General features: G+C 62.2%; 27 protein-coding genes and 1 pseudogene. 10 read left to right on the forward strand and 18 right to left on the reverse strand.

The window, feature by feature from the left end:
- Positions 1–21 precede the first annotated feature (21 nt).
- Positions 22–1,899 (reverse strand): ABC-F family ATP-binding cassette domain-containing protein, encoded by a 1,878-nt coding sequence (locus DBIPINDM_RS40500; protein WP_140768333.1) that lies wholly within the window; start codon positions 1,897–1,899, stop codon positions 22–24.
- Positions 1,900–2,826: 927 nt separating this feature from the next.
- Here DBIPINDM_RS40500 and DBIPINDM_RS40505 point away from each other — a divergent pair.
- Positions 2,827–3,213 (forward strand): annotated as a pseudogene (locus DBIPINDM_RS40505) (helix-turn-helix domain-containing protein); the annotation flags it as partial.
- A 74-nt stretch (positions 3,214–3,287) separates the two neighbouring features.
- On the opposite strand, the gene DBIPINDM_RS40510 reads toward DBIPINDM_RS40505, so the two are convergent.
- The 4 genes from DBIPINDM_RS40510 to DBIPINDM_RS40525 all read right to left on the reverse strand — a co-directional run bounded on the left by DBIPINDM_RS40510 (position 3,288) and on the right by DBIPINDM_RS40525 (position 5,897).
- Positions 3,288–3,737, reverse strand: a complete 450-nt coding sequence (locus tag DBIPINDM_RS40510) for a MucR family transcriptional regulator (RefSeq protein WP_258589461.1) — start codon at positions 3,735–3,737, stop codon at positions 3,288–3,290.
- Positions 3,738–3,898: 161 nt separating this feature from the next.
- Complete coding sequence (locus DBIPINDM_RS40515) at positions 3,899–4,102, reverse strand: hypothetical protein (protein ID WP_010915223.1); 204 nt, start codon at positions 4,100–4,102, stop codon at positions 3,899–3,901.
- The gene (locus DBIPINDM_RS40520; RefSeq protein ID WP_318036960.1) at positions 4,095–5,015 is read right to left on the reverse strand and encodes a DMT family transporter; all 921 of its coding nucleotides are present in this window, start codon (positions 5,013–5,015) and stop codon (positions 4,095–4,097) included. The genes DBIPINDM_RS40515 and DBIPINDM_RS40520 overlap by 8 nt, the downstream gene beginning before the upstream one ends.
- 45 nt (positions 5,016–5,060) lie before the next feature.
- On the reverse strand, positions 5,061–5,897 hold the full coding sequence (locus DBIPINDM_RS40525) for a hypothetical protein (RefSeq protein WP_258584603.1): 837 nt from the start codon (positions 5,895–5,897) through the stop codon (positions 5,061–5,063).
- A gap of 112 nt (positions 5,898–6,009) precedes the next feature.
- On the opposite strand from DBIPINDM_RS40525, the gene DBIPINDM_RS40530 reads away from it, so the two are divergent.
- Both DBIPINDM_RS40530 and DBIPINDM_RS40535 read left to right on the forward strand, forming a co-directional pair.
- Complete coding sequence (locus DBIPINDM_RS40530; protein WP_258584604.1) at positions 6,010–6,969, forward strand: LysR substrate-binding domain-containing protein; 960 nt, start codon at positions 6,010–6,012, stop codon at positions 6,967–6,969.
- A gap of 28 nt (positions 6,970–6,997) precedes the next feature.
- Positions 6,998–7,624, forward strand: a complete 627-nt coding sequence (locus tag DBIPINDM_RS40535) for a GNAT family N-acetyltransferase (protein WP_258584605.1) — start codon at positions 6,998–7,000, stop codon at positions 7,622–7,624.
- A 46-nt stretch (positions 7,625–7,670) separates the two neighbouring features.
- Here the strand turns inward: DBIPINDM_RS40535 and DBIPINDM_RS40540 are convergent, their stop codons facing one another.
- Entirely contained in the window at positions 7,671–8,183 is a 513-nt protein-coding gene (locus tag DBIPINDM_RS40540; RefSeq protein WP_258584606.1) for a DinB family protein, read from the reverse strand.
- 68 nt (positions 8,184–8,251) lie between these two features.
- On the opposite strand from DBIPINDM_RS40540, the gene DBIPINDM_RS40545 reads away from it, so the two are divergent.
- Complete coding sequence (locus DBIPINDM_RS40545; protein ID WP_258584607.1) at positions 8,252–8,944, forward strand: glutathione S-transferase family protein; 693 nt, start codon at positions 8,252–8,254, stop codon at positions 8,942–8,944.
- Positions 8,945–9,027: 83 nt separating this feature from the next.
- Here DBIPINDM_RS40545 and DBIPINDM_RS40550 read toward each other — a convergent pair whose 3' ends face one another.
- Positions 9,028–9,285: a DUF2934 domain-containing protein gene (locus DBIPINDM_RS40550; protein WP_258584608.1), complete on the reverse strand. Its 258-nt coding sequence runs from the start codon at positions 9,283–9,285 to the stop codon at positions 9,028–9,030.
- A 202-nt stretch (positions 9,286–9,487) separates the two neighbouring features.
- Here DBIPINDM_RS40550 and ndk point away from each other — a divergent pair, with 202 nt between their 5' ends.
- From ndk to DBIPINDM_RS40565, 3 genes are all read left to right on the forward strand, one after another.
- Positions 9,488–9,910 (forward strand): nucleoside-diphosphate kinase, encoded by a 423-nt coding sequence (ndk, locus tag DBIPINDM_RS40555; protein WP_258584609.1) that lies wholly within the window; start codon positions 9,488–9,490, stop codon positions 9,908–9,910.
- 117 nt (positions 9,911–10,027) lie between these two features.
- Positions 10,028–10,378 carry a transposase gene (locus DBIPINDM_RS40560; RefSeq protein ID WP_258584610.1) on the forward strand — a complete coding sequence of 117 codons (351 nt, stop codon included), beginning with the start codon at positions 10,028–10,030 and terminating at the stop codon, positions 10,376–10,378.
- Positions 10,327–11,175, forward strand: coding sequence for an IS3 family transposase (locus DBIPINDM_RS40565; protein WP_258589462.1), 849 nt, complete (start codon positions 10,327–10,329; stop codon positions 11,173–11,175). Before DBIPINDM_RS40560 ends, DBIPINDM_RS40565 begins: the two co-directional genes overlap by 52 nt.
- A 116-nt stretch (positions 11,176–11,291) precedes the next feature.
- Here DBIPINDM_RS40565 and DBIPINDM_RS40570 read toward each other — a convergent pair whose 3' ends face one another.
- The 5 genes from DBIPINDM_RS40570 to DBIPINDM_RS40590 form a co-directional block, all read right to left on the reverse strand.
- Complete coding sequence (locus DBIPINDM_RS40570; protein ID WP_258584611.1) at positions 11,292–11,873, reverse strand: LutC/YkgG family protein; 582 nt, start codon at positions 11,871–11,873, stop codon at positions 11,292–11,294.
- Positions 11,870–13,255 carry a lactate utilization protein B gene (locus DBIPINDM_RS40575; RefSeq protein ID WP_258584612.1) on the reverse strand — a complete coding sequence of 462 codons (1,386 nt, stop codon included), beginning with the start codon at positions 13,253–13,255 and terminating at the stop codon, positions 11,870–11,872. The genes DBIPINDM_RS40570 and DBIPINDM_RS40575 overlap by 4 nt, the downstream gene beginning before the upstream one ends.
- Complete coding sequence (locus DBIPINDM_RS40580; RefSeq protein ID WP_258584613.1) at positions 13,252–13,995, reverse strand: (Fe-S)-binding protein; 744 nt, start codon at positions 13,993–13,995, stop codon at positions 13,252–13,254. Before DBIPINDM_RS40580 ends, DBIPINDM_RS40575 begins: the two co-directional genes overlap by 4 nt.
- A gap of 227 nt (positions 13,996–14,222) precedes the next feature.
- Complete coding sequence (locus DBIPINDM_RS40585) at positions 14,223–15,029, reverse strand: alpha/beta fold hydrolase (protein ID WP_258584614.1); 807 nt, start codon at positions 15,027–15,029, stop codon at positions 14,223–14,225.
- Between the two features lie 26 nt (positions 15,030–15,055).
- The gene (locus DBIPINDM_RS40590; RefSeq protein ID WP_258584615.1) at positions 15,056–15,430 is read right to left on the reverse strand and encodes a hypothetical protein; all 375 of its coding nucleotides are present in this window, start codon (positions 15,428–15,430) and stop codon (positions 15,056–15,058) included.
- Positions 15,431–15,608: 178 nt separating this feature from the next.
- On the opposite strand from DBIPINDM_RS40590, the gene DBIPINDM_RS40595 reads away from it, so the two are divergent.
- Positions 15,609–16,412 (forward strand): helix-turn-helix domain-containing protein, encoded by an 804-nt coding sequence (locus DBIPINDM_RS40595; protein ID WP_258584616.1) that lies wholly within the window; start codon positions 15,609–15,611, stop codon positions 16,410–16,412.
- A gap of 14 nt (positions 16,413–16,426) precedes the next feature.
- Here DBIPINDM_RS40595 and DBIPINDM_RS40600 read toward each other — a convergent pair whose 3' ends face one another.
- The 6 genes from DBIPINDM_RS40600 to DBIPINDM_RS40625 form a co-directional block, all read right to left on the reverse strand.
- Complete coding sequence (locus DBIPINDM_RS40600; protein WP_258584617.1) at positions 16,427–17,191, reverse strand: YbaY family lipoprotein; 765 nt, start codon at positions 17,189–17,191, stop codon at positions 16,427–16,429.
- Between the two features lie 110 nt (positions 17,192–17,301).
- Positions 17,302–17,781: a molybdenum cofactor biosynthesis protein MoaE gene (locus DBIPINDM_RS40605; RefSeq protein WP_258584618.1), complete on the reverse strand. Its 480-nt coding sequence runs from the start codon at positions 17,779–17,781 to the stop codon at positions 17,302–17,304.
- 5 nt (positions 17,782–17,786) lie between these two features.
- On the reverse strand, positions 17,787–18,044 hold the full coding sequence (gene moaD, locus DBIPINDM_RS40610) for a molybdopterin converting factor subunit 1 (RefSeq protein ID WP_258584619.1): 258 nt from the start codon (positions 18,042–18,044) through the stop codon (positions 17,787–17,789).
- A gap of 1 nt (position 18,045) precedes the next feature.
- Positions 18,046–18,642: a CDP-diacylglycerol--glycerol-3-phosphate 3-phosphatidyltransferase gene (pgsA, locus tag DBIPINDM_RS40615; protein WP_258584620.1), complete on the reverse strand. Its 597-nt coding sequence runs from the start codon at positions 18,640–18,642 to the stop codon at positions 18,046–18,048.
- 92 nt (positions 18,643–18,734) lie between these two features.
- Positions 18,735–20,804, reverse strand: a complete 2,070-nt coding sequence (gene uvrC, locus DBIPINDM_RS40620) for an excinuclease ABC subunit UvrC (RefSeq protein WP_258584621.1) — start codon at positions 20,802–20,804, stop codon at positions 18,735–18,737.
- On the reverse strand, positions 20,801–21,565 hold the full coding sequence (locus DBIPINDM_RS40625; protein WP_258584622.1) for an SDR family oxidoreductase: 765 nt from the start codon (positions 21,563–21,565) through the stop codon (positions 20,801–20,803). Before DBIPINDM_RS40625 ends, uvrC begins: the two co-directional genes overlap by 4 nt.
- A 413-nt stretch (positions 21,566–21,978) precedes the next feature.
- On the opposite strand from DBIPINDM_RS40625, the gene DBIPINDM_RS40630 reads away from it, so the two are divergent.
- Positions 21,979–22,635, forward strand: coding sequence for an outer membrane protein (locus tag DBIPINDM_RS40630; RefSeq protein ID WP_258584623.1), 657 nt, complete (start codon positions 21,979–21,981; stop codon positions 22,633–22,635).
- 98 nt (positions 22,636–22,733) lie between these two features.
- Complete coding sequence (locus tag DBIPINDM_RS40635) at positions 22,734–24,101, forward strand: IS1182 family transposase (protein ID WP_258581702.1); 1,368 nt, start codon at positions 22,734–22,736, stop codon at positions 24,099–24,101.
- The last annotated feature ends 178 nt before the right edge of the window (positions 24,102–24,279 follow it).

The following is a 24,279-nucleotide window of genomic DNA, read 5'->3' on the forward strand; positions in this document are numbered from 1 at the left end:
CCCCACAAGGGGGAGGGTAAATCACTCCGCCGTGCCTTCCTCATATTCGGCCGACATGGTCAGCCATTTTTCCTCGTGGCCGGCGAGCGTCTGGGCGAGCTGCGAGCGCTCCTTGGCTAGGCGTGTCGCGGTCGAGGGATCCTTTTCGTAGATCGCCGGGTTGGCCAGTTCATCCTCGATGCCGTCGATGCGTTTGCGGATGCGGTCCATCAGCGCTTCGGTGGCGCGGATTTCCTTGGCCAGCGGTTCGAAGGCGGCGCGGCGCGCTGCCGCATCGCGGCGGCGGTCGGCTTTCGACGCCTTGTCCGCCTCGCGCTTGCCGCGGCGGTCGCCGGACACGCCGGTGACCAGCGTCTTGTAGTCCTCCAGGTCGCCATCATACGGGTTGACCGCGCCGTCCTTGACCAGCCACAGCCGATCGGCCGTCGCCTCCAGGAGATGGCGGTCGTGCGAGATCAGGATCACGGCGCCGGGAAATTCGTTCAGCGCATGGATCAGCGATTCGCGGCTGTCGATGTCGAGATGGTTGGTCGGCTCGTCGAGGATGAACAGGTTCGGCCCCTCGAAGGCCGACAGGCCCATCAGAAGGCGCGCCTTCTCGCCGCCGGACAAGTCCTTGGCGGGCGTATTCATCTTCTCGGTGGTGAGACCAAACTGAGCAACGCGGCCGCGCACCTTGGATTCCGGCGCTTCCGGCATCAGCCGGCGCACATGCTCATAGGCGTTTTCCTCCGGCCGCAGGTCATCGAGCTGGTGCTGGGCGAAGATCGCCACCTTCAGCCCGGGCGCCACCGTCATCGTGCCGCTCTCCTGCTTGAGCCGGCCGGACAGCAGTTTGGCGAAGGTCGACTTGCCGTTGCCGTTGGCGCCGAGCAGCGCGATGCGGTCGTCGGCGTCGATGCGCAGCGTCATCTTCTTCAGGATCGGCTGCCCTTCGGTATAGCCGACATTGACGTTGTTCAGCGCTACGATCGGTGACGCCACCGTCTTCACCGGTTCCGGGAAGGAGAACGGCCGCACCGAATCGTTCACGATGGCCGCGATCGGCTTCATCTTCTCCAGCGCCTTGATGCGCGACTGCGCCTGCCTCGCCTTGGAGGCCTTGGCGCGGAAGCGTTCGACAAAGGATTCCATATGCTTACGGGCGGCTTCCTGCTTGACGCGGCCCTTTTCCTGCAATTCCTTCTGCTCGGTGTACTGGCGCTCGAACTGGTCATAGCCGCCGCGCCAGAAGGTCAGCTTCTTCTGGTCGAGATGGACAATCGAGTTGACGGCCCGGTTGAGCAGGTCGCGATCGTGCGAAATCAGCAGAACTGTGTGCGGATATTTCGACACGTAGTTTTCCAGCCACAGCGTGCCTTCGAGGTCGAGATAGTTGGTCGGCTCGTCGAGCAGCAGAAGGTCAGGTTCTGAAAACAACACGGCAGCGAGCGCCACGCGCATGCGCCAGCCACCGGAGAAGGATGAGGCCGGACGGCGCTGCGCCGCGTCATCGAAGCCGAGACCGGCCAGGATGGTGGCCGCGCGCGACTCGGCGGAATGCGCGTCGATGTCTGCCAGCCGCATGTGGATGTCGGCGATGCGGTGCGGATCGGTGGCCGTCTTTTCCTCTTCGAGCAGCGCCGTGCGTTCGAGGTCGGCCTTGAGCACGATCTCGATCAGCGGCTCCTCGGTTCCCGGTGCTTCCTGCGCCACCTGGCCGATACGCGTGTTCTTCGGCAGGCTGATCGAACCGGTCTCGGAGGGAAAATCGCCGGTGATGGCCTTGAACAGCGTCGTCTTGCCGGTGCCGTTGCGACCGACAAGGCCGGCCTTGGTGCCAGCCGGCAAAGTCAGCGAGGCATGGTCGAGAAGCAGGCGCCCGGCCATGCGGAGCGAAAGGTCGTTGATGATCAGCATGGCCGCGCTTTTGCACCGGACATCAACGCTTCGCAAGACCTTGCGGGCCGGTTGGCGACACAAGGCCCGAAGACGGGCGGGAGCGGTGGGGCGAATTGGTCGCCTTGTCCGCGAAATTCGCGCCTATCCTCGACGACGCCGGAGCAGACCGCACAGGCCTGATCGTGAAACGCGCCAGCGCTCATCGCCGGGAGATCCTTGATGACCTTTCGGCCAACAAAATCAGAGGGATAGGTGATCGCAGCGTGTCCAATTCGGGCCAAGAGCCAACGACAATTGACCGGCTGAAATTCTCGACTTCTTCTTGTAAAAATTCTACCCGTGATTGAGGTAAAACTTCTTTAGAATTGCAACAATTACTGCCTTCTTCTGAAAGTCTATCAGCATGCTGTCCGCGCCGGGGTGGTCAATATTGAACAGACGGGCACCCGGCGCGCACCCTACGCTTCGCAGGCTGACGAAACCCGACTGCCCCCCAACCACAGTTGGTTACGACAGCAGGAACCCCGGCCGGGGATTTTCAGCATGGCAGAGGAAACGGCTCGGCATCAATCGGAAACCGGGAGGACCGCTAAAACTCCCATCAGGACCCGAATAAACCAAGGCGGCATGGAGATTCGAGGATGCCCACGCTTCCCTTGGCGCTCAAGATCGCAGATGCGGTTTCCGATGCCCAGCGGCGTCGGCATAGGGTCGGCATAGGCTGGACATAGCAGCCGTTGCCAGCCTGCTGCTCGACGCCCATCCGAGGCCGGACACAGTTTGACGGAAATAGCCGACACATTGCGAGAGGAGGCTGCATCCCAGGGAACCTTGGCGCAGGGAATTGTGGCGATGTCTCGTTAGCGTCGTCAGCCAAGGCATGCCTGTCGCAGTGTTCGGAATGGTTGGGAAGCCGGGTTGCGATGCGGTTTGACGTCGATGACCGAGATCATGCGGCTAGACAAGAAGGCGATCATGCGCGTCCTTCACGACGAGCCGGCGTTTTCGGAAATGTTCATCGCCCACCTTCTGACACGAACCATCCGCGTCGAAGAGGACTTGGTCGATCAGCTTTTCAATTCGAGCGAAAAGCGCCTGGCACGGGCGCTTCTCCTGCTGGCAAATTTCGGCAAGGAAGGAAAGCCTGAGCCTATTCTCGGCAAGGTCAAGCAGGAGACGCTTGCCGAAATGATCGGCACAACGCGACCGCGAGTCAGCTACTTCATGAACAAGTTCCGCGAACTTGGATTCATCGAGTACAATGGAAAACTCGTGGTGCACAGTTCGTTGCTGAACGTGGTTCTGCACGATCAGCCGCAGATAAGGCGATGAACCCGGAAGGGCAGAGCCGCCTTCCGGGTTCCATTGGTTGTCGCGTTCAGCCGGCTGGCCGGGTCGCTTCGCGCTCAGCCAGCCGCCTTGCGCTTCGTTCCCTTTGCCACGGCGGCCGGCACTGCTGCCGGTTTGCGGCCAAGCCCTGTCGACTTTGCCAGCGCCGAACGGGTCGCCGAGTAGTTCGGAGCGACCATCGGATAGTCTGGCGGCAGGCCCCATTTGGCCCGATAGTCGTCCGGGCTCAAACCATAGTCTGTCCTGAGGTGTCGCTTGAGCGACTTGAACTTCTTTCCGTCCTCCAGGCAGACGATGTAGTCGGGAAACACCGACTTTTTCGGGTTTACGGCCGGAACAAGGCTCGGGCTTTCCACGACGGCCGCGCCAGCCAGCTTTCGAACCGATGCGCTGACGCTGGCAATCAGGTCAGGCAGGCCGGAAGCCGGAAGCGGATTGTTGCCGACATAGGCCGAGACAATATCGGCCGTTAGCTCTATAACGGTCTTATCCTCGATATTTGACAATTCTTTCACCCTATTTGCGACAAAGTCATCCACCCCAGCGAAGACTTTTGTCGATGTATCTCTTTAACCGCGTCCCCCAACGAGTCGCCAAGTTCCAAAACGAATCAAGACTTGACGTCAACTATTTTTACGGGAAATCGACGTCGTGCAAATTAGAAAATCTAATACTTGGATGCGGCAGACTTGGTTGTCCGGGCGTCGGCCAATATCTCTAGAATACGCCGCCAACGGGCACAACGCCCGAAGTCCTTCTGCTCAATCGCCTTTTCTGCCTTCATCGCCGCGTAAAGCGGCGCCTCGGCGCCAAATTCCTTGATCAGCCAATGCGCTTCCTGCCTGGCGAGACGTTCATTGTCGTCAAACATAGTCTTGCGCCTCCGAGCGTTCCAGGCCGACCGCGATACAACTGCCGATGACGAGGACGGCTCCAGCAATGGCGGTCGTCGTCAACCGTTCGCCGGACAAGGTCAGCAGCAAGGTCGACGCAATCGGCGTGAGATAGGCGACGACCGCGACCTTGCCACTGCCTTCGAGCTTCAAGGCGCGCGACCAGAAGTAATAACCCAGCCCCATCGGGCCAGCGCCGAGATAAAGCCCAAGCGCCAGATCCATGCCGGCGGGCCAGGCAACGCCTTCGCCAGCAGACCATAACAGCGTCAGGGCAACGCCGACCAGCGACGAGGGCAGCAACAGGCGCTCCGGCGACGTGGCGAGCCGCCCCACCATCACCGAATAGAAGGCCATGCACAACGCAGACCCGAAGGCGGCGCAATAGCCGACGAGATCGCCCTGGAACCAGGTGCGGTCACGCCCGCCCGAAATCACCAGCGCGACGCCGACGAACCCCAAGGCCGCGGCAAGGCCCAGCAAGGCCGGACGCCGTGGGTTTTCGAAAGCGATCACGGCCGCGGCAACCATCAAGGGCCAGGTGTAGGCCACGAGATTGGCTTCGATCACCGGCATCGAGGCGAAGGCGATGTATTGCAGCACCATGGTGCCGACGAGACCGATGAAACCGATAGCGAGCGGTGCGAATGCAGCTCTGGGCGCCACCGGTGGAGCCCCCTCCCGGCTCATGAAGCGGATCAGGGCGAAGACCAGTGCAGCTCCCGCAAATTGCAGGAACTGCACCTGTGAAACCGGATGGTTCGCCAGCAGGGATTTGCCGACCAGCGCGTTGGTCGACCACAAAGCCACCGCGCCGGAGGCAAAGACCAGCGCGGATATCGAACCGTGCCGAAAGAACCGGTATCGGGCTCTATCTCGGTGCTCGACCATGAACTCGCCCGAAAACCGGGTCCCCCTTTTCGGGATCATGGTTCGCTACCATGATTCCCTGGCTCCGCCCGCAATCGGCGCTTCGGCAACTGGGGCGGGCGTGGGATGCTCCGCCTCGAACCGGCGATAGGCCGGCAACTGGTTGGTCCAAACATCTTCGGCCAGCTCGTTGACCCACTCGCGGTCGTGGTCGTTGTCGGCGGCGAGATAGAACATGCGGTTGTCGTCGACGTAGGGTTTGGCCACCGAACGCTGGTTGAGCACCAGGGTGACGCGCTCGCCATACTGGATCGGAGCGGTGCGATGCAGGACGCCAAGGAACTGCCCAAGCGTCGCGTAGTTCATCTTGTGATCGATGCGCATGATACGGTTGCGCGGGATCTCGCGGCCGGATTCGAGAATGGCACGGCCGGTCTCGGAATCGTCGCAATAGATTTCGAGATGGCCGCCGACCAGCGGATTGCTGATCGACAGCGGAATGAGCTCGGTGACCGGAACGCCATCGCAATGCCATTCGACGGCGCCGTCCCTGGGATTCATGAAGGTGACGGTCGAACCGACGATCGACAGCGGATAGGGCTCCAGCTTCGTGCCCATCATGTCGGACAACCGCTCCAGGCGCAGCTTGTCGTGCAGCAACTCCTTGATTTCGGGGATGAAACGGTCGGCCCCGGTGATGAAGGTCAGGTCGAGGTGCTTGTGCACGGCATGGCTGTCCTTGAGCTTCAGGGCGGCCTCCTCGATTGCGGCAAGCAGTGCCGGATCATAGCCGTGCAGGTACTGCGCAACGCCGAAACTCGACACTTTCCAGGCGGTTTCGTGGCCGATAATGGCCTCGCGGCTCATCGCATAGCGCAGTTCGGGTATGGTATGTGCGTTCATTGTACTTCTCCAAGTGGGGGGCAAACACTTGATTAACAGTCGATTAAATTAGCCCCCCCTGTAAAATTAGGAATGCTAGTGCTACTGTAAGCCTAGCTTAAGGTCGAAACCCGTGCGTCTGCTCAGTCAGGTCAACCTCAATTCGCTGAAAATCGTGGAGAGTGCTGCGCGCCACGGCAATTTCACGCGAGCCGGCGAAGAGCAGTTCATCACCGCTTCAGCGGTCAGTCAGCGCGTCAAGAGCCTGGAGGATCAGCTGCGCTTCAAGATTTTCCAGCGCGGCGGCAATGCGGTGTCGCTGACGCCGGAAGGCGAGACCTATGTCTCGCGCGTTCGCGAAGCGCTGGAGCGGATCGTCGCTGCCAGCATGGAAGCGACCGGACAATCTCAGGAACATGTGCTGAAGATATCCGTGCTGCCGACCTTTGCCGCGCGCTGGCTGTTTCCGCGCCTGCCGCTGTTCCAGCGGCAACATCCCGATATCGTGATGCGGGTTTCGACCTCCTACGCGACGCACGAGTTCACGACCTCCGATTTCGATCTCGAAATCCGCTATGGCGACGGCCATTTCAACGGGCTGCCGTCCGATCTGCTGTTTCGGGAAGACCTGACACCGGTATGCAGCCGCAAGCTGTTCCATGAGGTTCTCGGCGACAAGCCGGTGTCGAAGGTGACACCGGACGACCTCAAGCACTTCACGCTGCTGCATTCCGACACCTGCACCCAGAACTGGCAATCCTGGCTTGGTTTCGCCGGCGCCAGCTTCGTGCTCAGCGAGACCAAAAGCATCTATTTCGACTCGTGCATGATGTCTTACGAGGCGGCCAATGCCGGAATGGGCTTTGCCGTGGCCAACCGTGCCTATATGGCCAGCGACATCCGCGCCGAGAGGCTGATCGCTCCCTTTGCCGTCCACCACCCAAACACAGCCGGTTGGTATTTCGTCTCCCCCCACAAGAGCCTTGTCGCACGCAAGGTGCTGCTGTTCAAACAATGGGTCATGGCGGAAGCGGCTCTGACGCAATGCCAATTGGATAGCGAAATCAGTGACCTGGTTTCCGAGGCTGTCTGAAATTCGGATCAGCTCGTATCGTCCCCCGATGACCGCCGACCAGAAGATTGAGGACCATCGGCCAATGGACGTCCAATCCAGGCAACCCGCCCTGGTCGGCGAAATCGTTGAGCTCAAACCCCTTCAGCCGGAGCATTCGCAGGGCCTTCTGCGTGCAGCCGCGGACGGTGAACTGTGGAACCTGAAGGCCACCGTGGTTCCCGGACCAGCCACGATCGATGGCTATATTGCCAGCGCCCTGGCCGGACGACAGGCCGGGACCGTCATGCCTTATGCAATCGTCCTGCACAGCACGGGAGCGATCTGCGGGAGTACGCGGTTCTGGAAGATCGATCGCGCAAACAGAAAGTTGGAGATTGGCCACACATGGCTCGGCAGTTCAGTTCAGCGATCGGGGGTCAATACCGAGGCTAAATACCTTCTCCTGGCCCATGCTTTCGAGGCCATGGCGTGCGTTCGCGTGCAGTTCACCACCGATGAACTCAACGACGCTTCGAGAGCGGCCATCCTGCGGATAGGCGCAAAGCAGGAAGGGATCGTTCGCAATGAGCGGATCATGCCGGACGGCCGGAAACGCAATTCCGTCCGCTTCAGCATCATCGATTCCGAATGGCCTGATGTGAAAGCCATGCTGCGGCAAAAAATGCGGCGATAGCCGGCGCGGGCCGCTCGCCCTCGGATTTAGAACGCATCAATCTGGATCAAGCGAAAGCCCTGCCCTCTTCAGTACGCTGGAAATGCGCCAGATCGAGCGGCACGGACGGGCGGCCGAGAACCGTCAGGATCATATGCGCCTGGCCGCGATGATGAGTCTGGTGGTTGAAGACATGAGCCAGCGCGGGCGCCAGACGCTGCGAGACGGTGCGCATGTCCGACACCGTCATATAGGTGAAGCGGCCGGACAGCGCCTTGTCGCTCATACCACCAAGCCAGTCGATGATCCGCCGGTCTTCCGCCTCGCGCGCCATCCTCAGCTTGGGCAAGGCCCGATGCAGGATGACATCAAGCGCCGTCGGCGCGTCGCCTTCGCCGGTGAAGCGCTTCATCCAGATGCGATCGGCGGCGAGCAGGTGGTTCAGCGTGCCCATCAGCGAGCCGAAGAAGGCGCCGACGTCGCGGTTGAATTCCTCATCGTCGAGATCGGCGGCGGCATCATAGATGCGGCCATTGGCCCATTGATTGTACGCCGCAAACATCATGAAATGCTGTTTCATCTTTTCTCCCGCCGCGCCCGTTTCGGGGTGTCGGGAGCGATACCTAGACCGCAAAGGGACCCGCGCCAATGACCATTCTGCTTTATGATCTCGTCGGGCGTGACGTGAGCCGCCCGTTCAGCCCGCATTGCTGGAAGGCAACGATGGCGCTGACCCATAAGGGGCTCGATATCTCAACCGCGCCGACGCGTTTTCTCGAGGTCCCCACCATCGAAGGCGGCGCTTCGAAAACCGTTCCGGTGATCCGCGACGGCGACAAGGTCGTCATCGATTCCTTCGCCATCGCGCTCTATCTCGACGAAGCCTATCCGGATCGGCCGACGCTGTTTGGCGGCGACGGCGGCAAGGCAATGGCGCGTTTCATCGAGCGCTGGTCGCAATTGACCATCCACCCCTACGTCACCACCGCTGCGATCGTCGATCTCCACACCATGCAGGACGAGGAGAACGCCACCTATTTCCGCCAGAGCCGTGAGCAACGCTTAGGCAAGCGCCTGGAAGACGTCGTCGCGGCCCGCGACGCCGGGTTGGCGGCGTTTCGGGCTTCGCTTGAGCCGCTGCGCTCGATGCTGGGCTACCAGCCCTTCATCGGCGGCGCCTCGCCGCTGTTTGCGGACTATATCGTCTTTGGCGCGCTGCAGTGGGCGCGTATCGCCACGCCCTATCAGCTGCTCGAAGACAGCGACGTCGTGACACAATGGTTCGCCCGCTGCCTCGACCTGCATGGCGGCCTGGGACGAAAGGTTGCCGCGGCGGCGTGACGCCGCCAGCGCCTGCCCTGCCCGCAAGGCAGCTTGGACGCGCCGTCAATCAGTGACGAAAATCAGCGGCGGGATAGCTGGCCTTACTTGGCCGCCTTCTTTGGCTTGCTGGTCTTCGGCTTGCTGGCTTTTGCGGCAGTCTTTTCTTCCTTGGGGGCGGCTTTGGCCTTGCCGGTGCCAGATGCCTTCTTGGCCGGCTTTTTGCCTGCGTCCTCCCGATCGATGTCGGCTGCCGCCTGGTGCCAATGGCGTTCGTGGTGACCGGCCGGTTGCCCTTCTTCCTGCCAGATCTGATGTGCGCGGTTGCGAATGCGCTCCTGACGATCGTCTGCCATGGTCATGTTGTCTCCATTCGGGCCGACTTCAGCGCGGCGCCGACACGCGACTATAGCAAGCAAAGCGTTGCTGTGCAGCCATCTGATCGCGCCTCCTGGCCTGCCGGCCCGACATAGAAGCGCGCAGCGTTCCGACCCCTTGCTCTGGCTCCGGGCGGCTTGTATAGAGCCCGCCACTCTCAATTCCATTCTCAGACAAGGACGACCCATGGCGCTCGAACGCACCTTTTCCATGATCAAGCCGGACGCGACCCGGCGCAACCTCACCGGCGCCATTACCAAGATGCTGGAAGATGCCGGCCTGCGCGTCATCGCTTCGCGCCGCGTGTGGATGAGCCGCCGTGAGGCGGAAGGCTTCTACGCCGTCCACAAGGATCGTCCGTTCTTCGGCGAACTGGTCGAATTCATGTCGTCGTCACCGACGATCGTCCAGGTGTTGGAAGGCGAGAATGCCATTGCCAGGAACCGCGAAGTGATGGGCGCCACCAATCCGGCCAACGCCGCCGAAGGCACCATCCGCAAGGTGCACGCGCTGTCGATCGGCGAGAATTCGGTGCACGGCTCCGACGCGCCGGAAACCGCCGCGCAGGAGATCAAGTACTGGTTCTCGGACACCGAGATCGTCGGCTGAGCCGACACTGCCAAATCTGATGCAAAAAGGCCGGCGTTTTGGAGTGGGCCCCTCGGGCCGGACAGGATGGTTTTCGGTAATTGACCGGGCAGCCGGGCTTTCAGAGGATGAAGGCCCATGGCAAAGCACCGAACCCACAGCGTCGAGTTCAAGCGGCAGGTTTCGCAGGAGTATTTCGGCGGCGAGACCCTGCATGCCCTCTCGAAGCGACACGACATCTCACGCAATCTGATCCGGATATGGGTCGAGAAGTTTCAGGCGGGCGCTCTCGATGAGGATGCCGCAGCTGCTGATCTTCTCCAGGCTTATGAGGCGCGCATTGCCGCGCTCGAACGGCTCGTCGGAAAACAGGCTCTGGAACTGGAGTTTCTAAAGGGGGCTCTGCATGCGGGACCGCGGCAGAGAAACGGGCCTACATCCGCGACCACCGGTCCCATGGTCTCTCCGTCGCCGAAGGATGCCGGCTGATGGGCCTCTCGCGTTCGACCTACTACGACCGTCCGGAGAAGACGGCCGACGACACCGCGATCGTCGAAGCGATCGCAGCGATCTGTGACGAGTTCGAGCACTATGGCTGGCGCCGTGTCCGCGCCGCTCTTCGGCAAAAAGGCATGATCGTCAATCACAAGAAGATCCGCCGCCTGATGCGCGAGCATGACCTTCAGCCGAGAATGCGCCAGCGCTACACGGTGACCACGGATAGCGATCACAATCAGCCGATCTTCCCGAACCTCGCCCGGGACATCATCTGCGATGGGCCGAACCAACTCTGGGTGGCCGACATCACATACGTCACCGTCGTCGGCGGCTTTGCCTATGTTGCCGTTGTCCTGGATGCCTGGTCGCGGCGGGTTGTCGGATACGCCATCAGCCGCTCGATCGACGCGCGGCTGACGCTGGCGGCTTTGACCGCCGCAGTCGAAGGACGCAAACCGCCACCCGGCTGCGTGCATCATTCCGATCGCGGATCACAATATGCCGCGACAGCCTATCGCGATCACCTTGCCGCCCACGGCCTGGTCGGTTCCATGGGCCGGCGCGGCAATCCCTACGACAATGCAAAGGCGGAAAGCTTCATGAAGACGCTCAAAGTCGAGGCCGTCTATCCAATGGCCTTCGAGACGTTCGCCGATGTCATCGAACACCTTCCGCATTTCATTGACGAGGTCTACAACCGTCGACGGCTTCACTCAGCACTCGGCTATCTCAGTCCAATGCAATTCGAGGATCAACACACCCGGCAAACGGTCAAATCAGCGGCCTGACACTGTCCGGCCCGAGGGGCCCACTCCATTTCGCCGGCCTTTTTCATTGTCGGCAGATCGCATTCGGAGCATGTCGATATGCCGCCCGCCCGTGCGGCGCTGCTGCACTTTGGGTGTCAAGGCACCAGTGCGACCGTCAACGATCTTACGCCTTGAGCCCCACGGATCATGACGCCTTCGATGTCTGCAGTAGCGGATGGTCCGGTGACCAGTGCGGCGTAGCAGGCGGTCCTGAAGTCGGGCCGGCGGTAGGCTTCCTGAAGCCCGTCCTCGATCTGCGCCGGATCGAGCAGCACCACGAGATGCTGCACGAGATAGCCGATTGCATTGACGACGTATTCGTCCTCGCTGAACCACACGGAGCCGGTTTCGGCGACGCCAAAGCGCGCCCGTACGATACCGACGGTGACATCCTCGAGCGACACGGGAAGGGTTTGAGAACTGATCGCCCTGTTGCCGTCGATTCCCCGCGCCGCGGATGCGATCACCGCGTCCGGGCCGAAACGATCGGCCACCCAGCTTCGAACCTCGCCAAGACCCTGCAGCGTGATGCAAGTGCCGCCCATGAGCGTCAACGCCGTCGCAAAGCGCGAGACACGATCGCCCGCAGGCGTGGCGAAGAGCGGCACGATGGGCAGCGACACCGGCGAAGGCTGCGCCTTGCGTATTTTCGCCAGGAAGACATCGCGAGAGGTCATTTCGGCTGCTTCCGATTTTCGCGGTACCAGTCGCGGAAGGTTTGCGCCGGTGCATCGGGAAGGTCGCGCTGCCGGCCCCAGATGTTCAGCGGATTGTAGAGCAGGAAGTTGGGCAGCCGCTTCAAGGCACCGCCAAGCGAGGCAATGGTGGCGCGGTACAGTGTCGGACTGGCGAGCAGGCGCCCGGCCATCTTCAACACCTCCGCCTTGACGAAGGGTGTCTCGTGCCGTGCGCTGATCACCTCGCGCCATTTGTAGATTTGTTCGTGGATGTCGATGCGCACCGGGCAAACGCTGGTGCAACTGCCGTTCAGCGTCGAGGCGAAGGGCAGCGCGCTGAAACGCTGCAGATCGAAGGTTGGATTGATGATGGCTCCGATCGGTCCCGAATAGGTGCTGCCATAGGACAGGCCGCCGCTGCGCCGATAGACCGGGCAGGTATTCATGCAAGCGCCGCAGCGAATGCACTTCAGCGACGGCCAGAAGTCCTCCATGGCGAGGCGTTCAGAGCGGCCGTTGTCGACCAGGATGAAGTGCATCTCGGTGCCTGGCCGAGGGCTGCGAAAATGCGAGGTGTACTGCGTAATCGGCGAGCCGAGCCCGCTGCGTGACAACATCCGGATGAAGACCCCGAGATCGGAAATGCGCGGTATCAGCTTCTCGATGCCGATCGAGGCAATGTGCAAGGGAGGAATGTTGGCCGACAGGTCGGCATTGCCCTCGTTGGTGCACACGACGACGGTTCCCGTCTCCGCGACCGCGAAATTGCAGCCGGTCATGCCCGCCGTCCTATCACGCAGGAAATGTGGGCGCGTATCCATGCGCTGGCTTTCGGCGAGGTAATGGATGTCGCTGTTTGCGGGATCGGTGCCGATGGTGCGGCCAAACAGCTCGGCCACGTCGCTGCGCAGCTTGTGCACCGCGGGGACAACCATGTGGCTTGGGTTCTGATTGTCGAGCTGCTGAATACGCTCGCCGAGATCGGTCTCCATCACCACGATGCCGCGCGGCTCGAGATGGGCCCGCATCGCGCACTCGTCGGTGAGCATAGACTTGCTCTTGACCAGCGTGGTCACGCCGCGCTCGGACAAAAGGCTCAAGACGATCTCATTGTGCTCGCCGGCGTCGGCGGCAAAATGGACGACGACGCCGTTGCCTTCGGCCGCATCGACAAACTGCTCCACGTACTGGGAGAGATGAGAGAGCGTATGCTCCTTGATACCTGAAGCGAGGTCGCGAAGGGTCTCCCATTCGGGTATGCCGTGCGCCTGTGCGTCGCGTTTCAAGCGCAAATCCCAAAGACGCTGGTCGTGGAACGACACGTGATCCGGCTTGGCGAGGAAGTTGCCTGCGGCCTTGGCGTGATCGACCCGTTTGCTCATGCCCGAGCGCCGTTCAGAATTTGCGCAATGTGGATGAAGCGCGCATTGAGCTTCATGCGATCGGCGCAGCCTTGCTGGTGCATCAGGCACGACATGTCGCCGGACACGATGTATTCGGCGCCCGCAGCCAGATGATCGCGTACCCTGTCCTGACCCATTCTCACGGAAACGGCCTCTTCGGTGACGGAGAACGTGCCGCCGAAGCCACAACATTCATCCGGCCGAGACGGCGTGACGAATTCAATCCCCTTGACGCTTTCCAGCAAGGCACGCGGCTTCGAGAACGCCGGCTCGTCGATTTCGGACGCCGTCGCCTGGCGCAAATGCCGGATGGCGCTGCAGCTGTTGTGCAGCCCGACGCGATGTGGAAATTCCGCCCAGGGAAATTCGCGCACATCCAGCACGTCATGAAGAAACTCGGTCAGGTCATAGGCAGCCGCCCTGACGTGACGGACGGAAGCAGTCTGCTCGATCGCGGTCAGGTGGGACCGCACATGGTTGATGCAACTCGCCGAAGGTCCGACGACGTAATCGTAGCCGGCGAAATTGCTGACGAAGACGGCCTCCGCGCCTGCTGCTTCCTTTTGTGCGCCACTGTTGGCCATCGGTTGGCCGCAGCAGGTCTGCTCCTCGGGATAGTCCACGTCGAGGCCCAGGCGCTCCAGCAACTCGAGCGTCGCAATGCCGACCCCTGGATAAAACGCATCGATAAAGCACGGGACAAAGAGAGCGACTTTCATGGCAGCGCTTTACGCATCGCGTTTTCTTTCGCCTGAAGCGCAGAGAGTATAGGTGGCCTCAAATACGGAGTCATCCGGCAGATGACGGCTGCTTTCCTCCGGCCGAGAACCGAGCTGATCCAAACAGAACTGATCTGACTTGCACGCGTGTTTTAGCTTGCGGCGACGAAGCGACAGTCTGATCTGGAGAAGCCCGGCGTTTCGCCGGCCCTTCCATTGGCGGCCGATCAGGTCTCGCGCACGAAGCGCAGCATATCGGCATGCAGCCGGTCCATATGCGTGTACATGATGCCGTGCGGCGCACCTTCATAGACAAGGAAGCGGCAATCCGGGATCAGTCTCGCCGATGGTATGCCGGTCAACTCGATCGGCGCCGAGCGATCGCGATCGCCATGGATAAGCAGGGTCGGCAGCGCTATTTCACGCAATTCCGCGCGAAAATCCTGCTCGACCATGTCGCGGCTGCAGGCGAGCGCCACGGGAACGGAGACCTGCACCAGGGTGTAGCCCCAGCGCACAATGCCAGGCGACGTCTCCGGAATGAAGAACGGCGCGATGTTGTCGGTCACCCATTTCGGATAATCGTACCTCCACAGCGCCCACAAGGCCTCGAAACCTTCCCGCGGCGCGCCACCCGGATTGTCGTCGGTCCTGAGCAGCATCGGCGTCATCGGCGCCAGCAGGACGAGCCGCTTGACGCGATCCCTGCCATGCCGGGTGAGGTAGCGCACCGCCTCGCCACCCGCCATCGAATGACCGACCAGGGTGATGCCGGTGAGATCGAGCTGCCCGATCAGCGTGGCGACATCGTCGGCAAAGGTGTCGTGGTCGTAGCCGTGGGCCGGATGATCGGAGCGGCCGTGGCCGCGACGGTCGAATGCGATACAGCGGAACCCTTGCTCGGCGAAGGCCGCCATCTCGTAGTCCCACGTCTGGCTGCCAAAGCCGAGGCTGCTGAGGAACAGCATCGGCTGCCCCTGCCCCCACTCGCGCCAATAGAGCTGCGTCCCGTCGGTGGTCGTGATGAAAGGCATTTTTCGTCTCCTCGTTTTGAACCCGTTCAGGCTGGGACGAACTGGTAGTCGACCAGGATGTGACCCTCGGCATCGACGGTCAGGAATTCGAGGCCGGTCGCCAAAACGGTGTCGCTGTCGGCCGGCAGCATCTCCCAGGTGAAAGTGACGACGTCGTGCAGCAGCCGGGCATTCGAGGCGGCGCGGAAGCGGTTGCCGTCGTCGCGGACATTCTTCTCGTGCGACCCGCGCACCCGTGCCTCGAGTGCCTCGTAACCGCGCACCGCGCGTTCGCCGACATAGTGCTGGCCGTCGGACACCCACAGGGCGGCAATGCCCGCGCGGCGACGCTCTGCGTCCGTCTCGTTCCACACGGCGACATAGCGGTCGGCCAACGCCTGGGCATCCAGGGACCTGGTCATGATCTTCACTCCATCTGTTTGCGAAAACGGCAATGCACCGCCTCTTCGGAGGAGAGAATTCGCCGGGTGGAGGATCGAAATCCATGACCTCGGAGGTCAAAAAGCGACGGCCTGGTCACGTCGAATTTGACCTTCCAGGTCATTGAACCGCGGCGCCATCGCGCGTTAGGCTCCGGCGATGACACTGCACCAGACACCCTTTGGCGTGCTGCTGCGGCGCTGGCGCGAGCAGCGCCGGATGACGCAGACCGATCTCGCTTTGGCGGCGGACAGTTCGACCAGGCATCTTTCCTATCTCGAGACCGGACGCTCGCGGCCAAGCCGCGAGATGATCGTGCGGCTGGCCGAATGCCTCGTAGTGCCGCTGCGCGATCAGAACACGCTGCTGCTCGCGGCCGGCTTTGCGCCCGGCTTCCAGGAGCGCTCGCTTGCGGAACTGGAGGCGGCCAGGACAGCGATCGACAGCGTGCTGCAGGCGCACAAGCCCTACCCGGCCTTCGCCGTCGACCGCCATTGGAACGTGGTGCTGTCGAACTCGGCGCTGCCGCAGCTCTATGAGGGATGCTCAACCGATCTCATGCGCAGCCCGGTCAATTCCGTGCGCCTCATCCTGCATCCGGCCGGCATGGGTCCGCGCATCCTGAACTTCGCCGCCTGGCGCGCGCATACGGTGCATGTTCTGCGCCAGCAGATCGAGGCGCGCGCCGATCCGGTCATCCAGGGCCTGCTGGCCGAAGTGATGGCCTATCCCTCGCCGGCCGGTTCCGACGTGGCGGAAGGGCTGGAAGCGGCGCAGCGGCTGGCAACGCCGCTGCGCATCGCAACGCGCCTCGGCACCGTGTCCTTCCTCAACACCACGACCGTTTTCGGCACGCCCAACGATGTGACGCTGGCGGAGCTTGCCCTGGAAATGCTGTTTCCGGCCGACAACCAGACCATCGAGATCGTCAAGACCATGGCCAAGGAAACGGCAGCGGCGTGACGCCGATGCGGAAATCAACTCGCGGCGCTGAAGCGCAGGATTTCGTGACCGTCCTTGTCTGATATGGCAAGCTTGCCGGCATCGACCTTGTATGACGCCGCCTTGGCCAACGCATCGAACAACGCCTTTTCCTCGGCCATCACCTCCGGTGCGCAGGCCTTGTAGGTCGAACCGATCTCGCTGATGGCGATCGCCTGGCCATCGACCTTGGCGGTGGCGAAATAGGTGTTGCAGGGGCCGCTGCCGCCGGCCTTGCCGGCCTCGCTGACCCTGAAAGTCGCCTGCGGCGCGGTGATCGCGCCAATGCCATCGACATAGTCGACCACCCAGAGCTGACCAAAGACGGAAGCCGTCGGCTCGGTGCCTGGCGTGACCATCTTCAGCATGATGGTCTGCGGCGCGTCGGTCAGCGGATCGACTTGATGGCGCACGTCGGAGATGAACATCAGCCTGCCGTCGACGGTGATGCGGGCCTGCAGCGCATAGGTCATCTGCGACCGGATCACCGATGGATCGAATTTGATCTCGAAGCTGATCGGCACCTGGCCGGCCGGCTTGACAGTCTGTTCGCCGATGATCTTGGCCGGCGCATCGGCGAGCGAGACATCGGCAAGCTGGACGGAAAGCACGGCGCTGGGCGGCAGGGCGATACGCTCGCGATAGATGACCTCGCCCCTCACCGCCTTTTCGGCGGCCACGGAGAGTTCTGGCACCGCCAGGATGCCGACGACCAGAGGCACGAAACCGAAGACGAAGAACTCCGCGAGCCTGTCCAGCATGACCACCTCCCTTGCCCCGAACTGCCAATCCCGGGCTGCCAACGCCCAAGCTGACCAACGGCGCTCAATTGGCCAAAGGATTGCGGTCAATGCATGGCTGCGACAGGGATTTATTCGGACGGCGACTTCCAGCGCCCGGCCGCCAGGGCGTCGGCTTCCTTGGCCTCGACCCAGCCACCCTCGGAACCGTCAACGCGATGCTCCTTCTTCCAGAAGGGTGCGCGCGATTTGAGATAATCCATGAGAAAGTTCGCCGCTTCGAACGCCGCCTGGCGATGGGCCGAGGCGGCCACCACCAGCACGATGTTCTCGCCCGGCGCGATCTTGCCATGGCGGTGGATGACGGTGAGGCCTTGCAGTGGCCAGCGCTGAACCGCCTCAGCGGCGATGCGGCCGATCTCGGCCTCCGCCATGCCGGGATAGTGCTCGAGCTCCAGTGCCGAAAGCGCGCCCTGCTCGTCGCGGCAGAGGCCCGAGAAAGTAACCACCGCGCCGATATCGGCGCGGCCTTGCGTCAGCCCGGCAATCTCGACGGCGACGTCGAAATCCTGGCGCTGGATGCGCACGATCGGCACCAGGACGGCCGACATGAGTGTCAGCCCCCGGTCATCGGCGGGAACAGCGCGATCTCGCGCGCGCCCGCTATCTTCTCGCGGTGGTCGACATGTTCCTGGTTGATGGCAACGCGGATCACGTCGGGAAATTGCAGCGCATGTTCGTAGCCTTCGCCGCGCGATTGCAGCCAGCGCAAGAGGTCGGCGACCGTCTCGATCCCGGCGGGCAATTCGACATCCTCTTCAGGCATGCCGATCCGTTCACGCACCCAGGCAAAGTAGATGAGGCGGGTCGTCATCTCACTCGTCCATGATGTGCTTGAGGCCGGCGCGGAAATAGTCATAGCCGGTGTAGAGCGTAACGAGTGCCGCAATCCACAGCAGCACCAGGCCGGTCTGCGTGGTCAGCGGGAAGATCTTGTCACCGGCCGGCCCCGCCAGCAGGAAGGCGATGGCGACCATCTGGATGGTGGTCTTCCACTTGGCGAGCTGCGTCACCGGCACCGAGACCTTGAGCGCCGCCAGATATTCCCGCAGGCCCGAAACCAGGATTTCACGGCACAGGATGATGATTGCCGCCCACAGGGACCAGCCGGCAATGCCGGCATGGCGGTCGGTATCGGCCGCAAGCAGCAAAAGGCACGTGGCGACCAGCAGCTTGTCGGCGATCGGATCGAGCATCCTGCCGATGTTGGACGTCTGCTGCCAGGCGCGCGCAAAATAGCCATCGAAGTAATCGGTGATGGATGCCAGCAGGAAGATGACCAGCGCCGACCAGCGGGCGAAGTCGCTCGATTTCAGATGGCCTTCGAGAAAAAAGCACAGCACCACCAGCGGCACCGCGATGATGCGGGCGTAGGTCAGCATGTTGGGCAGGTTGAACGCGCGCTGGGCCATGTGGACTCTTTCTGCCTGCGTACTCAAATCAGAAGCGAATGTAGGGGGTCAACAGGCCAGATTCGACTGGCCAGCGGAAACTGCCGAATTTTTCAACTTTCGTGGAAATGATTGTAGACCAGTTTGGCGACCTGTTCGGAAATGCCCTCGACTTTCCTCAAATCCTCGATAGCCGCACGGCTGACCGCCTTGGCGGTGCCGAATGCCAGCAGCAGCGCGCGCTTGCGGCCTGGGCCGATGCCGGCGATCTCGTCGAGTGGGCTCTTGACCATTTCCTTCTTGCGCCGAGCCCGGTGCGAGCCGATGGCGAAGCGGTGGACCTCGTCACGCAGGCGCTGGACGAAATAGAGCACGGGGTCGCGCACCGGCAGCGAAAAGGAGTCCCTGCCCCTAACGAAAAAGCGCTCGCGGCCGGCATCGCGGTCCTGGCCCTTGGCGATGCCGATCGCCACGACGCGATCCTCGATGCCGAGATCCGAGAGAATCTTGCGCACGGCCGTCATCTGACCCTGGCCGCCATCGATCAGGATGACGTCGGGCCAGGCCGGGAAGCTGCCGGAGATATCGTCTTCGAGATCATCGGCCGCCTCGCCGGCTGCCGCATCGTCGGCCACGGCAACATCGCCATGCTCCTTGAGCAGCCGCGAAAAGCGCCGCTCCATCACCTCTCGCATCATGCCGAAATCGTCGCCCGGCGTGATCTCGGTCGAGCGGATGTTGAATTTCCGGTACTGGTTTTTCACAAACCCTTCCGGTCCCGCGACGACCATGGCGCCGACGGCATTGGTGCCCATGATGTGCGAGTTGTCGTACACCTCGATGCGTACCGGCGGTTTGGCCAGACCGAACGTCTCGGCGAAACCGGCAAGCAGGCGCCCTTGCGTCGAGGTTTCGGCCAGCCTGCGGCCCAACGCCTCACGGGCGTTCTGCAGGGCGTTGTCAGTCAGATCCTTCTTCTCGCCGCGCTGCGGCACCGAGATCGCCACCTTGCGGCCGGCGCGGGTGGAGAGCGCCTCGGCCAGCAATTCCTGATCCTCGACGCCGTGCGACAGGAGGATGGCGCGCGGCGTCGGCTTGTCGTCATAGAACTGCGCCAGGAACGAGCCCAACACCTCGGCGGCTTCCAGGGCCGGATCGGCCTTGGGGAAATAGGCGCGGTTGCCCCAGTTCTGGCCGGTGCGGAAGAAGAACACCTGGATGCAGACCTGGCCGCCTTCCTGATGGATGGCAAAGACATCGGCCTCGTCGACGGTCGCCGGGTTGATGCCTTGATGGCTTTGCACATGCGACAGGGCCGCGAGCCGATCGCGATAGATGGCGGCGCGCTCAAAATCGAGGTCTTGCGAGGCCTGCTGCATGGCCGCCGAAATCTCGGTCTTCACCTTCTGGCTGCGGCCCGAGAGAAAGTCCTTCGCCTCGGCGACCAGTTCGGCATAGCCCTCATGCGAGATTTCGCCGGTGCAGGGGCCGGCGCAGCGCTTGATCTGGTAGAGCAGGCACGGCCTGGTGCGGTTCTCGTAAAACGAGTTGGTGCAGCTGCGCAGCAGGAAGGCACGCTGCAGCGAATTGATGGTGCGGCCGACGGCGCCCGCCGAAGCAAAGGGGCCGAAATAGTCGCCCTTGCGCGACCGTGCGCCGCGGTGCTTGTAGATGCCGGGCGAGAGATGGTCGCCGGTCAAAAGGATATAAGGGAACGACTTGTCGTCCCGCATCAGCACATTGAATCGCGGCCGCAAGCGCTTGATAAGATTGGCTTCGAGCAGCAGTGCCTCGATCTCGGTGCGGGTGACGACGAACTCCATCGTCGACGTCTCGCGCACCATGCGGCCGATGCGATTGGTGTGGAACCGGCCTTGCGCGTAGTTGGTGACGCGCTTCTTCAGGCTGCGCGCCTTGCCGACATAGAGCACGTCGCCGGCGGCGTTCATCATGCGGTAGACGCCGGGCGCATTGGGCAGCCGCTTGACCAGCGTCTGGATCACCTCGGCGCCGATCATGCCTTCGGCATCGCCGGCATGCGGCGTCCAGTCGATGGCGGTGAAGGCGACATCCGGGCCGGCGGGTTCGACGATCTCTTCCAGCGCCTCGTCCTCGAGGTCGATTTCGGGAGGCAGATCGTCTGCGCCGCCGCGCGCCTTGTTCTTGTGATCCAGAGGACTCATTCCGTCATGCCTGTCACATCGGGCGTCTGCCATGCAAGATGCTGCCCGCCATCGAGCGCGATCATCTGGCCGGTGACAGAGCGCGCCTCCCAGAGATAGCGGATGGTGGCGCCGAATTCGGGCAATTCCGGGCCGCGCTTCAGAATCAGGCCAGCGAGCTGCGCATCAAAATCGGAAGCGTCCTGGCGCACATTCTTCAGCGTCGGACCCGGGCCGATCGCGTTGACACGAATGCGCGGGCCGAGCGCCTGCGCCAACATCTCAGTCTGGGTCCACAGAGCCGACTTCGACAGCGCATAGGAAAAATAGCGTGGCGTCGGCCGCCAGACGCGCTGGTCGATGATGTTGACGATCAGCCCCTCCTGCCCTTCCGGCAAGGCGCGGGCGAAATTCTGCGCCAGCAGCGCCGGCGTTTTCACGTGAATGGCAAAGTGGCGGTCCCAGGCCTGCCAGTCGAAATCCTCAATGGAATCATCGACGAAGAGGGAAGCGTTGTTGACCAGCAGCGAGATCGGCCCCAGCGCGATTTCCGCCTGACCGATGAGATCACTGACAGCATCCATGTCGGTCAGGTCGGCGCGTACCACGGCGGCGCGCCCGCCGGACTGGTTGATCCTTGCAGCCAAGGCATCCGCCTCATCATGCGAGCGATTGGCGTGGATGGCAACGGCAAACCCATGGCTGGCGAGGTCTTCGACAATTGCCTTGCCGATCCGCTTCGCCCCGCCCGTCACCAGCGCCGCGGCAGTGGCTTTGCTCATCTGTTGTCAATCCTCAATTTCGGCCCGAAAACACGACGCCGACGAAATATGGCCCGGCATGCGTTAAATGGCGTTCGCACCTGGGGCAGCATTGTGGCGAAGTGCCCGGTTCGGCGTCCCGACTCGTCTTGGAGTCGGAACCGCCGGAGCGCAATATAGGACGCTGGACTCCTTGCACCAAGCGGTGTGCAGCGCAGCATGAAATGGCTGCTGACATTTCGCTGTTGCGAAGATGCAACGTCAAGGTTCCGCCTCATTCGCGCCGGGGAATGACCCAAGTTCAGGTTCGCTTCAGCCGTATTTTGACACGACATTTGGAACCGACGAACGCCAGATCCGTTTCACCCCCCGGACGGGTTGATGGCGATCGTGAGAAACAAGCCTGTGTCCTGTGGCTTAAGGAGTAAAGAACAATGCAAGCCAATCTTAAATTCGCACGGCCGCTGGCCGTTGCGCTCGGGCTCTTCGCCCTCGGTGGAACTGCCTATGCCGCAGACGTCGTTCGGGAAGAGCCCCCGGCACCCGCTCCGGTTGCCGAACTGCCCGTGGCATCCTGGGCCGGCCCCTATGCCGGTATCAATGTCGGCTATGGCTTCAGCGGCCGTACCAAGGAAAAGGATTTCGGCGATTCGACCAACACCAAGGGTTTCGTCGGTAGTGTCTTCGGCGGCTATCAGTGGCAGCAGGAGAACTTCGTGTACGGCGGTGAAGCCGAACTCGGCTACAACGGCGTCAAGGGCGACGATAACGGCATCAACTCCAAAGGCGGCTTCGAAGGCTCGCTGCGTGCCCGTCTCGGCTACGCTGTGACCCCGGAAATCCTGCTCTATGGAACCGGCGGTCTCGCCGGCAGAAGCCTGAAGGTCGAGGACAGCGTCCTCGGCGCCAGCGACACCGCCACGATGATCGGCTGGACCGCCGGCGTCGGCACCGACATCAAGCTGACCGACAATGTGTTCGGCCGTGTCGAGTACCGTTACACCGACTTCGGCTCGAAGGACTTCAGCGGCATCGGCAAGGTCAAGGCCACCGACAACCGCGTCACCTTCGGCGTCGGTATGAAGTTCTAAGTCGTTCAAGCCACGACACGAAAAAGCCGGGCCTCGCGCCCGGCTCAGACTGCTGACAAACCCCTGGCATTTGCCGGGGGTTTTTGATTCACTGGGTCATGTTGAAGCGACCCGCCCCTGAACAGACCGCGCTTGAGATGGTAACGCTGGATCAGCTGGTTCCGGCTGATCACCTGTTGCGCAAGATCGACCGTGTGATCGATTTCTCCTTCATCCACGATCTGACGGCGCCACTCTATTGCCCGGACAATGGCCGGCCGCCGCTCGATCCGACCTTGATGTTCAAGGCGCTGTTCATCGGCTACCTGTTTGGAGTTCGCTCGGAACGGCAGTTGGTGCGCGAGATCGAGGTCAATGTCGCCTATCGTTGGTTTTTGCGGCTGAAACTGACGGACAAGGTGTTCGACGCCTCGACGCTGTCGCAGAACCGGCGTCGACGCTACGACGACACCAGCGTGTCGCAGGCGATCTTCGACCGTATCGTCGAGCAGGCGATCCGAGCGGGCCTTGTCGATGGCACGGTGCTTTACACCGACTCCACCCATCTGAAGGCCAACGCCAACAAGGGCAAATACGATCTTGCCATGATCGCCAAGTCGCGGGCCGACTATTGGGCCGACCTCGATCGTGCGATCGACGCCGAACGAGGGCTGCACGGCCAGAAGCCGCTGAAGGAGAAGCAACGCCAGCCCGCGGTGAAGGAGACGAAGGTATCGCGCACCGATCCCGACAGCGGCTACATGGTGCGCGAGGGCAAACCGAAGGGCTTCTTCTATCTCGACCACCGCACGGTGGATGCGGCCCACGCCATCATCACCGACACGCACACGACAGCGATCGTCCACGATTCTACGGTCTACCTGTCGCGGCTCGACCGCCAGGTGGAGCGCTTCGGCTTTGATGTCGGCGCTGTCGGGCTGGACGCCGGCTATGCCACGGCCGGCATCGCCAAAGGGCTGGAGGATCGCGCAATACGCGGCGTCACCGGCTATCGCCGCCCAACACCGCCCAAGCCTGGCATGATGGGACCGTCATCCTTCACCCATGAGCCCGAGACCGATGGCTATCGCTGCCCACAGGGCCAGTTGTTGGCCTACGCGACCACCGACCGCAATGGCTACCGCCATTACAAGAGCGCCCCCGCTATCTGCCGCGACTGTCCACTGCTCGCTTCCTGCACCACCAATGCCAAGGCCCAGCGCACCATCATCCGCCACGTCTGGGCCGATGCCAAGGAACGCACCGACGCCAACCGGCTGACGGCGTGGGGCAAGGCCGTCTACCGCCGCCGCAAGGAAACTGTCGAGCGCTCCTTCGCCGACGCCAAGCAACTGCACGGCCACCGCTATGCCCGGTTCCGAAGTCTCACCAGGGTAGCCTGCCAGTGTCTGATCGCCGCCGCAGCCCAGAACATGAAGAAGATCGCCCTGGCCCTCAGCCCAAGGCCAAAACCCCGCCTCGCATGAGGCAGGCAACCCTGACAAACGCTGCTGACGGCCGAAAATCCTGACCCACCAACCCCATAAGAAAAACCCCGCCGAAAATCGACGGGGTTTGTCAGCGGTCTGAGCCGGGCCTCGCGCCCGGCTTTTTTTGTGCCTGTGCTCCTCTCACCCTTCTCCCTTGTGAGTCAGAAGGAGCAGC

The organism is Mesorhizobium sp. AR02 (genome assembly GCF_024746835.1).
In the GTDB taxonomy this organism is placed as follows: Bacteria; Pseudomonadota; Alphaproteobacteria; order Rhizobiales; family Rhizobiaceae; genus Mesorhizobium.

Excerpts from the sequence above, each read along its gene's own strand:
- DBIPINDM_RS40560 (WP_258584610.1), top strand. The coding sequence starts at position 10,028 with ATGGCAAAGCACCGAACCCACAGCGTCGAGTTCAAGCGGCAGGTTTCG.
- DBIPINDM_RS40570 (WP_258584611.1), bottom strand. The coding sequence starts at position 11,873 with ATGACCTCTCGCGATGTCTTCCTGGCGAAAATACGCAAGGCGCAGCCT.
- DBIPINDM_RS40545 (WP_258584607.1), top strand. The coding sequence starts at position 8,252 with ATGACCATTCTGCTTTATGATCTCGTCGGGCGTGACGTGAGCCGCCCG.
- DBIPINDM_RS40605 (WP_258584618.1), bottom strand. The coding sequence starts at position 17,781 with ATGTCGGCCGTCCTGGTGCCGATCGTGCGCATCCAGCGCCAGGATTTC.
- ndk (WP_258584609.1), top strand. The coding sequence starts at position 9,488 with ATGGCGCTCGAACGCACCTTTTCCATGATCAAGCCGGACGCGACCCGG.
- DBIPINDM_RS40575 (WP_258584612.1), bottom strand. The coding sequence starts at position 13,255 with ATGAGCAAACGGGTCGATCACGCCAAGGCCGCAGGCAACTTCCTCGCC.
- DBIPINDM_RS40550 (WP_258584608.1), bottom strand. The coding sequence starts at position 9,285 with ATGACCATGGCAGACGATCGTCAGGAGCGCATTCGCAACCGCGCACAT.
- DBIPINDM_RS40630 (WP_258584623.1), top strand. The coding sequence starts at position 21,979 with ATGCAAGCCAATCTTAAATTCGCACGGCCGCTGGCCGTTGCGCTCGGG.
- DBIPINDM_RS40500 (WP_140768333.1), bottom strand. The coding sequence starts at position 1,899 with ATGCTGATCATCAACGACCTTTCGCTCCGCATGGCCGGGCGCCTGCTT.
- DBIPINDM_RS40540 (WP_258584606.1), bottom strand. The coding sequence starts at position 8,183 with ATGAAACAGCATTTCATGATGTTTGCGGCGTACAATCAATGGGCCAAT.
- DBIPINDM_RS40585 (WP_258584614.1), bottom strand. The coding sequence starts at position 15,029 with ATGCCTTTCATCACGACCACCGACGGGACGCAGCTCTATTGGCGCGAG.
- DBIPINDM_RS40595 (WP_258584616.1), top strand. The coding sequence starts at position 15,609 with ATGACACTGCACCAGACACCCTTTGGCGTGCTGCTGCGGCGCTGGCGC.
- DBIPINDM_RS40515 (WP_010915223.1), bottom strand. The coding sequence starts at position 4,102 with ATGTTTGACGACAATGAACGTCTCGCCAGGCAGGAAGCGCATTGGCTG.
- DBIPINDM_RS40535 (WP_258584605.1), top strand. The coding sequence starts at position 6,998 with ATGACCGCCGACCAGAAGATTGAGGACCATCGGCCAATGGACGTCCAA.
- pgsA (WP_258584620.1), bottom strand. The coding sequence starts at position 18,642 with ATGGCCCAGCGCGCGTTCAACCTGCCCAACATGCTGACCTACGCCCGC.
- DBIPINDM_RS40590 (WP_258584615.1), bottom strand. The coding sequence starts at position 15,430 with ATGACCAGGTCCCTGGATGCCCAGGCGTTGGCCGACCGCTATGTCGCC.
- DBIPINDM_RS40520 (WP_318036960.1), bottom strand. The coding sequence starts at position 5,015 with ATGGTCGAGCACCGAGATAGAGCCCGATACCGGTTCTTTCGGCACGGT.
- DBIPINDM_RS40580 (WP_258584613.1), bottom strand. The coding sequence starts at position 13,995 with ATGAAAGTCGCTCTCTTTGTCCCGTGCTTTATCGATGCGTTTTATCCA.
- uvrC (WP_258584621.1), bottom strand. The coding sequence starts at position 20,804 with ATGAGTCCTCTGGATCACAAGAACAAGGCGCGCGGCGGCGCAGACGAT.
- DBIPINDM_RS40525 (WP_258584603.1), bottom strand. The coding sequence starts at position 5,897 with ATGAACGCACATACCATACCCGAACTGCGCTATGCGATGAGCCGCGAG.
- DBIPINDM_RS40600 (WP_258584617.1), bottom strand. The coding sequence starts at position 17,191 with ATGCTGGACAGGCTCGCGGAGTTCTTCGTCTTCGGTTTCGTGCCTCTG.
- moaD (WP_258584619.1), bottom strand. The coding sequence starts at position 18,044 with ATGACGACCCGCCTCATCTACTTTGCCTGGGTGCGTGAACGGATCGGC.
- DBIPINDM_RS40625 (WP_258584622.1), bottom strand. The coding sequence starts at position 21,565 with ATGAGCAAAGCCACTGCCGCGGCGCTGGTGACGGGCGGGGCGAAGCGG.
- DBIPINDM_RS40635 (WP_258581702.1), top strand. The coding sequence starts at position 22,734 with ATGTTGAAGCGACCCGCCCCTGAACAGACCGCGCTTGAGATGGTAACG.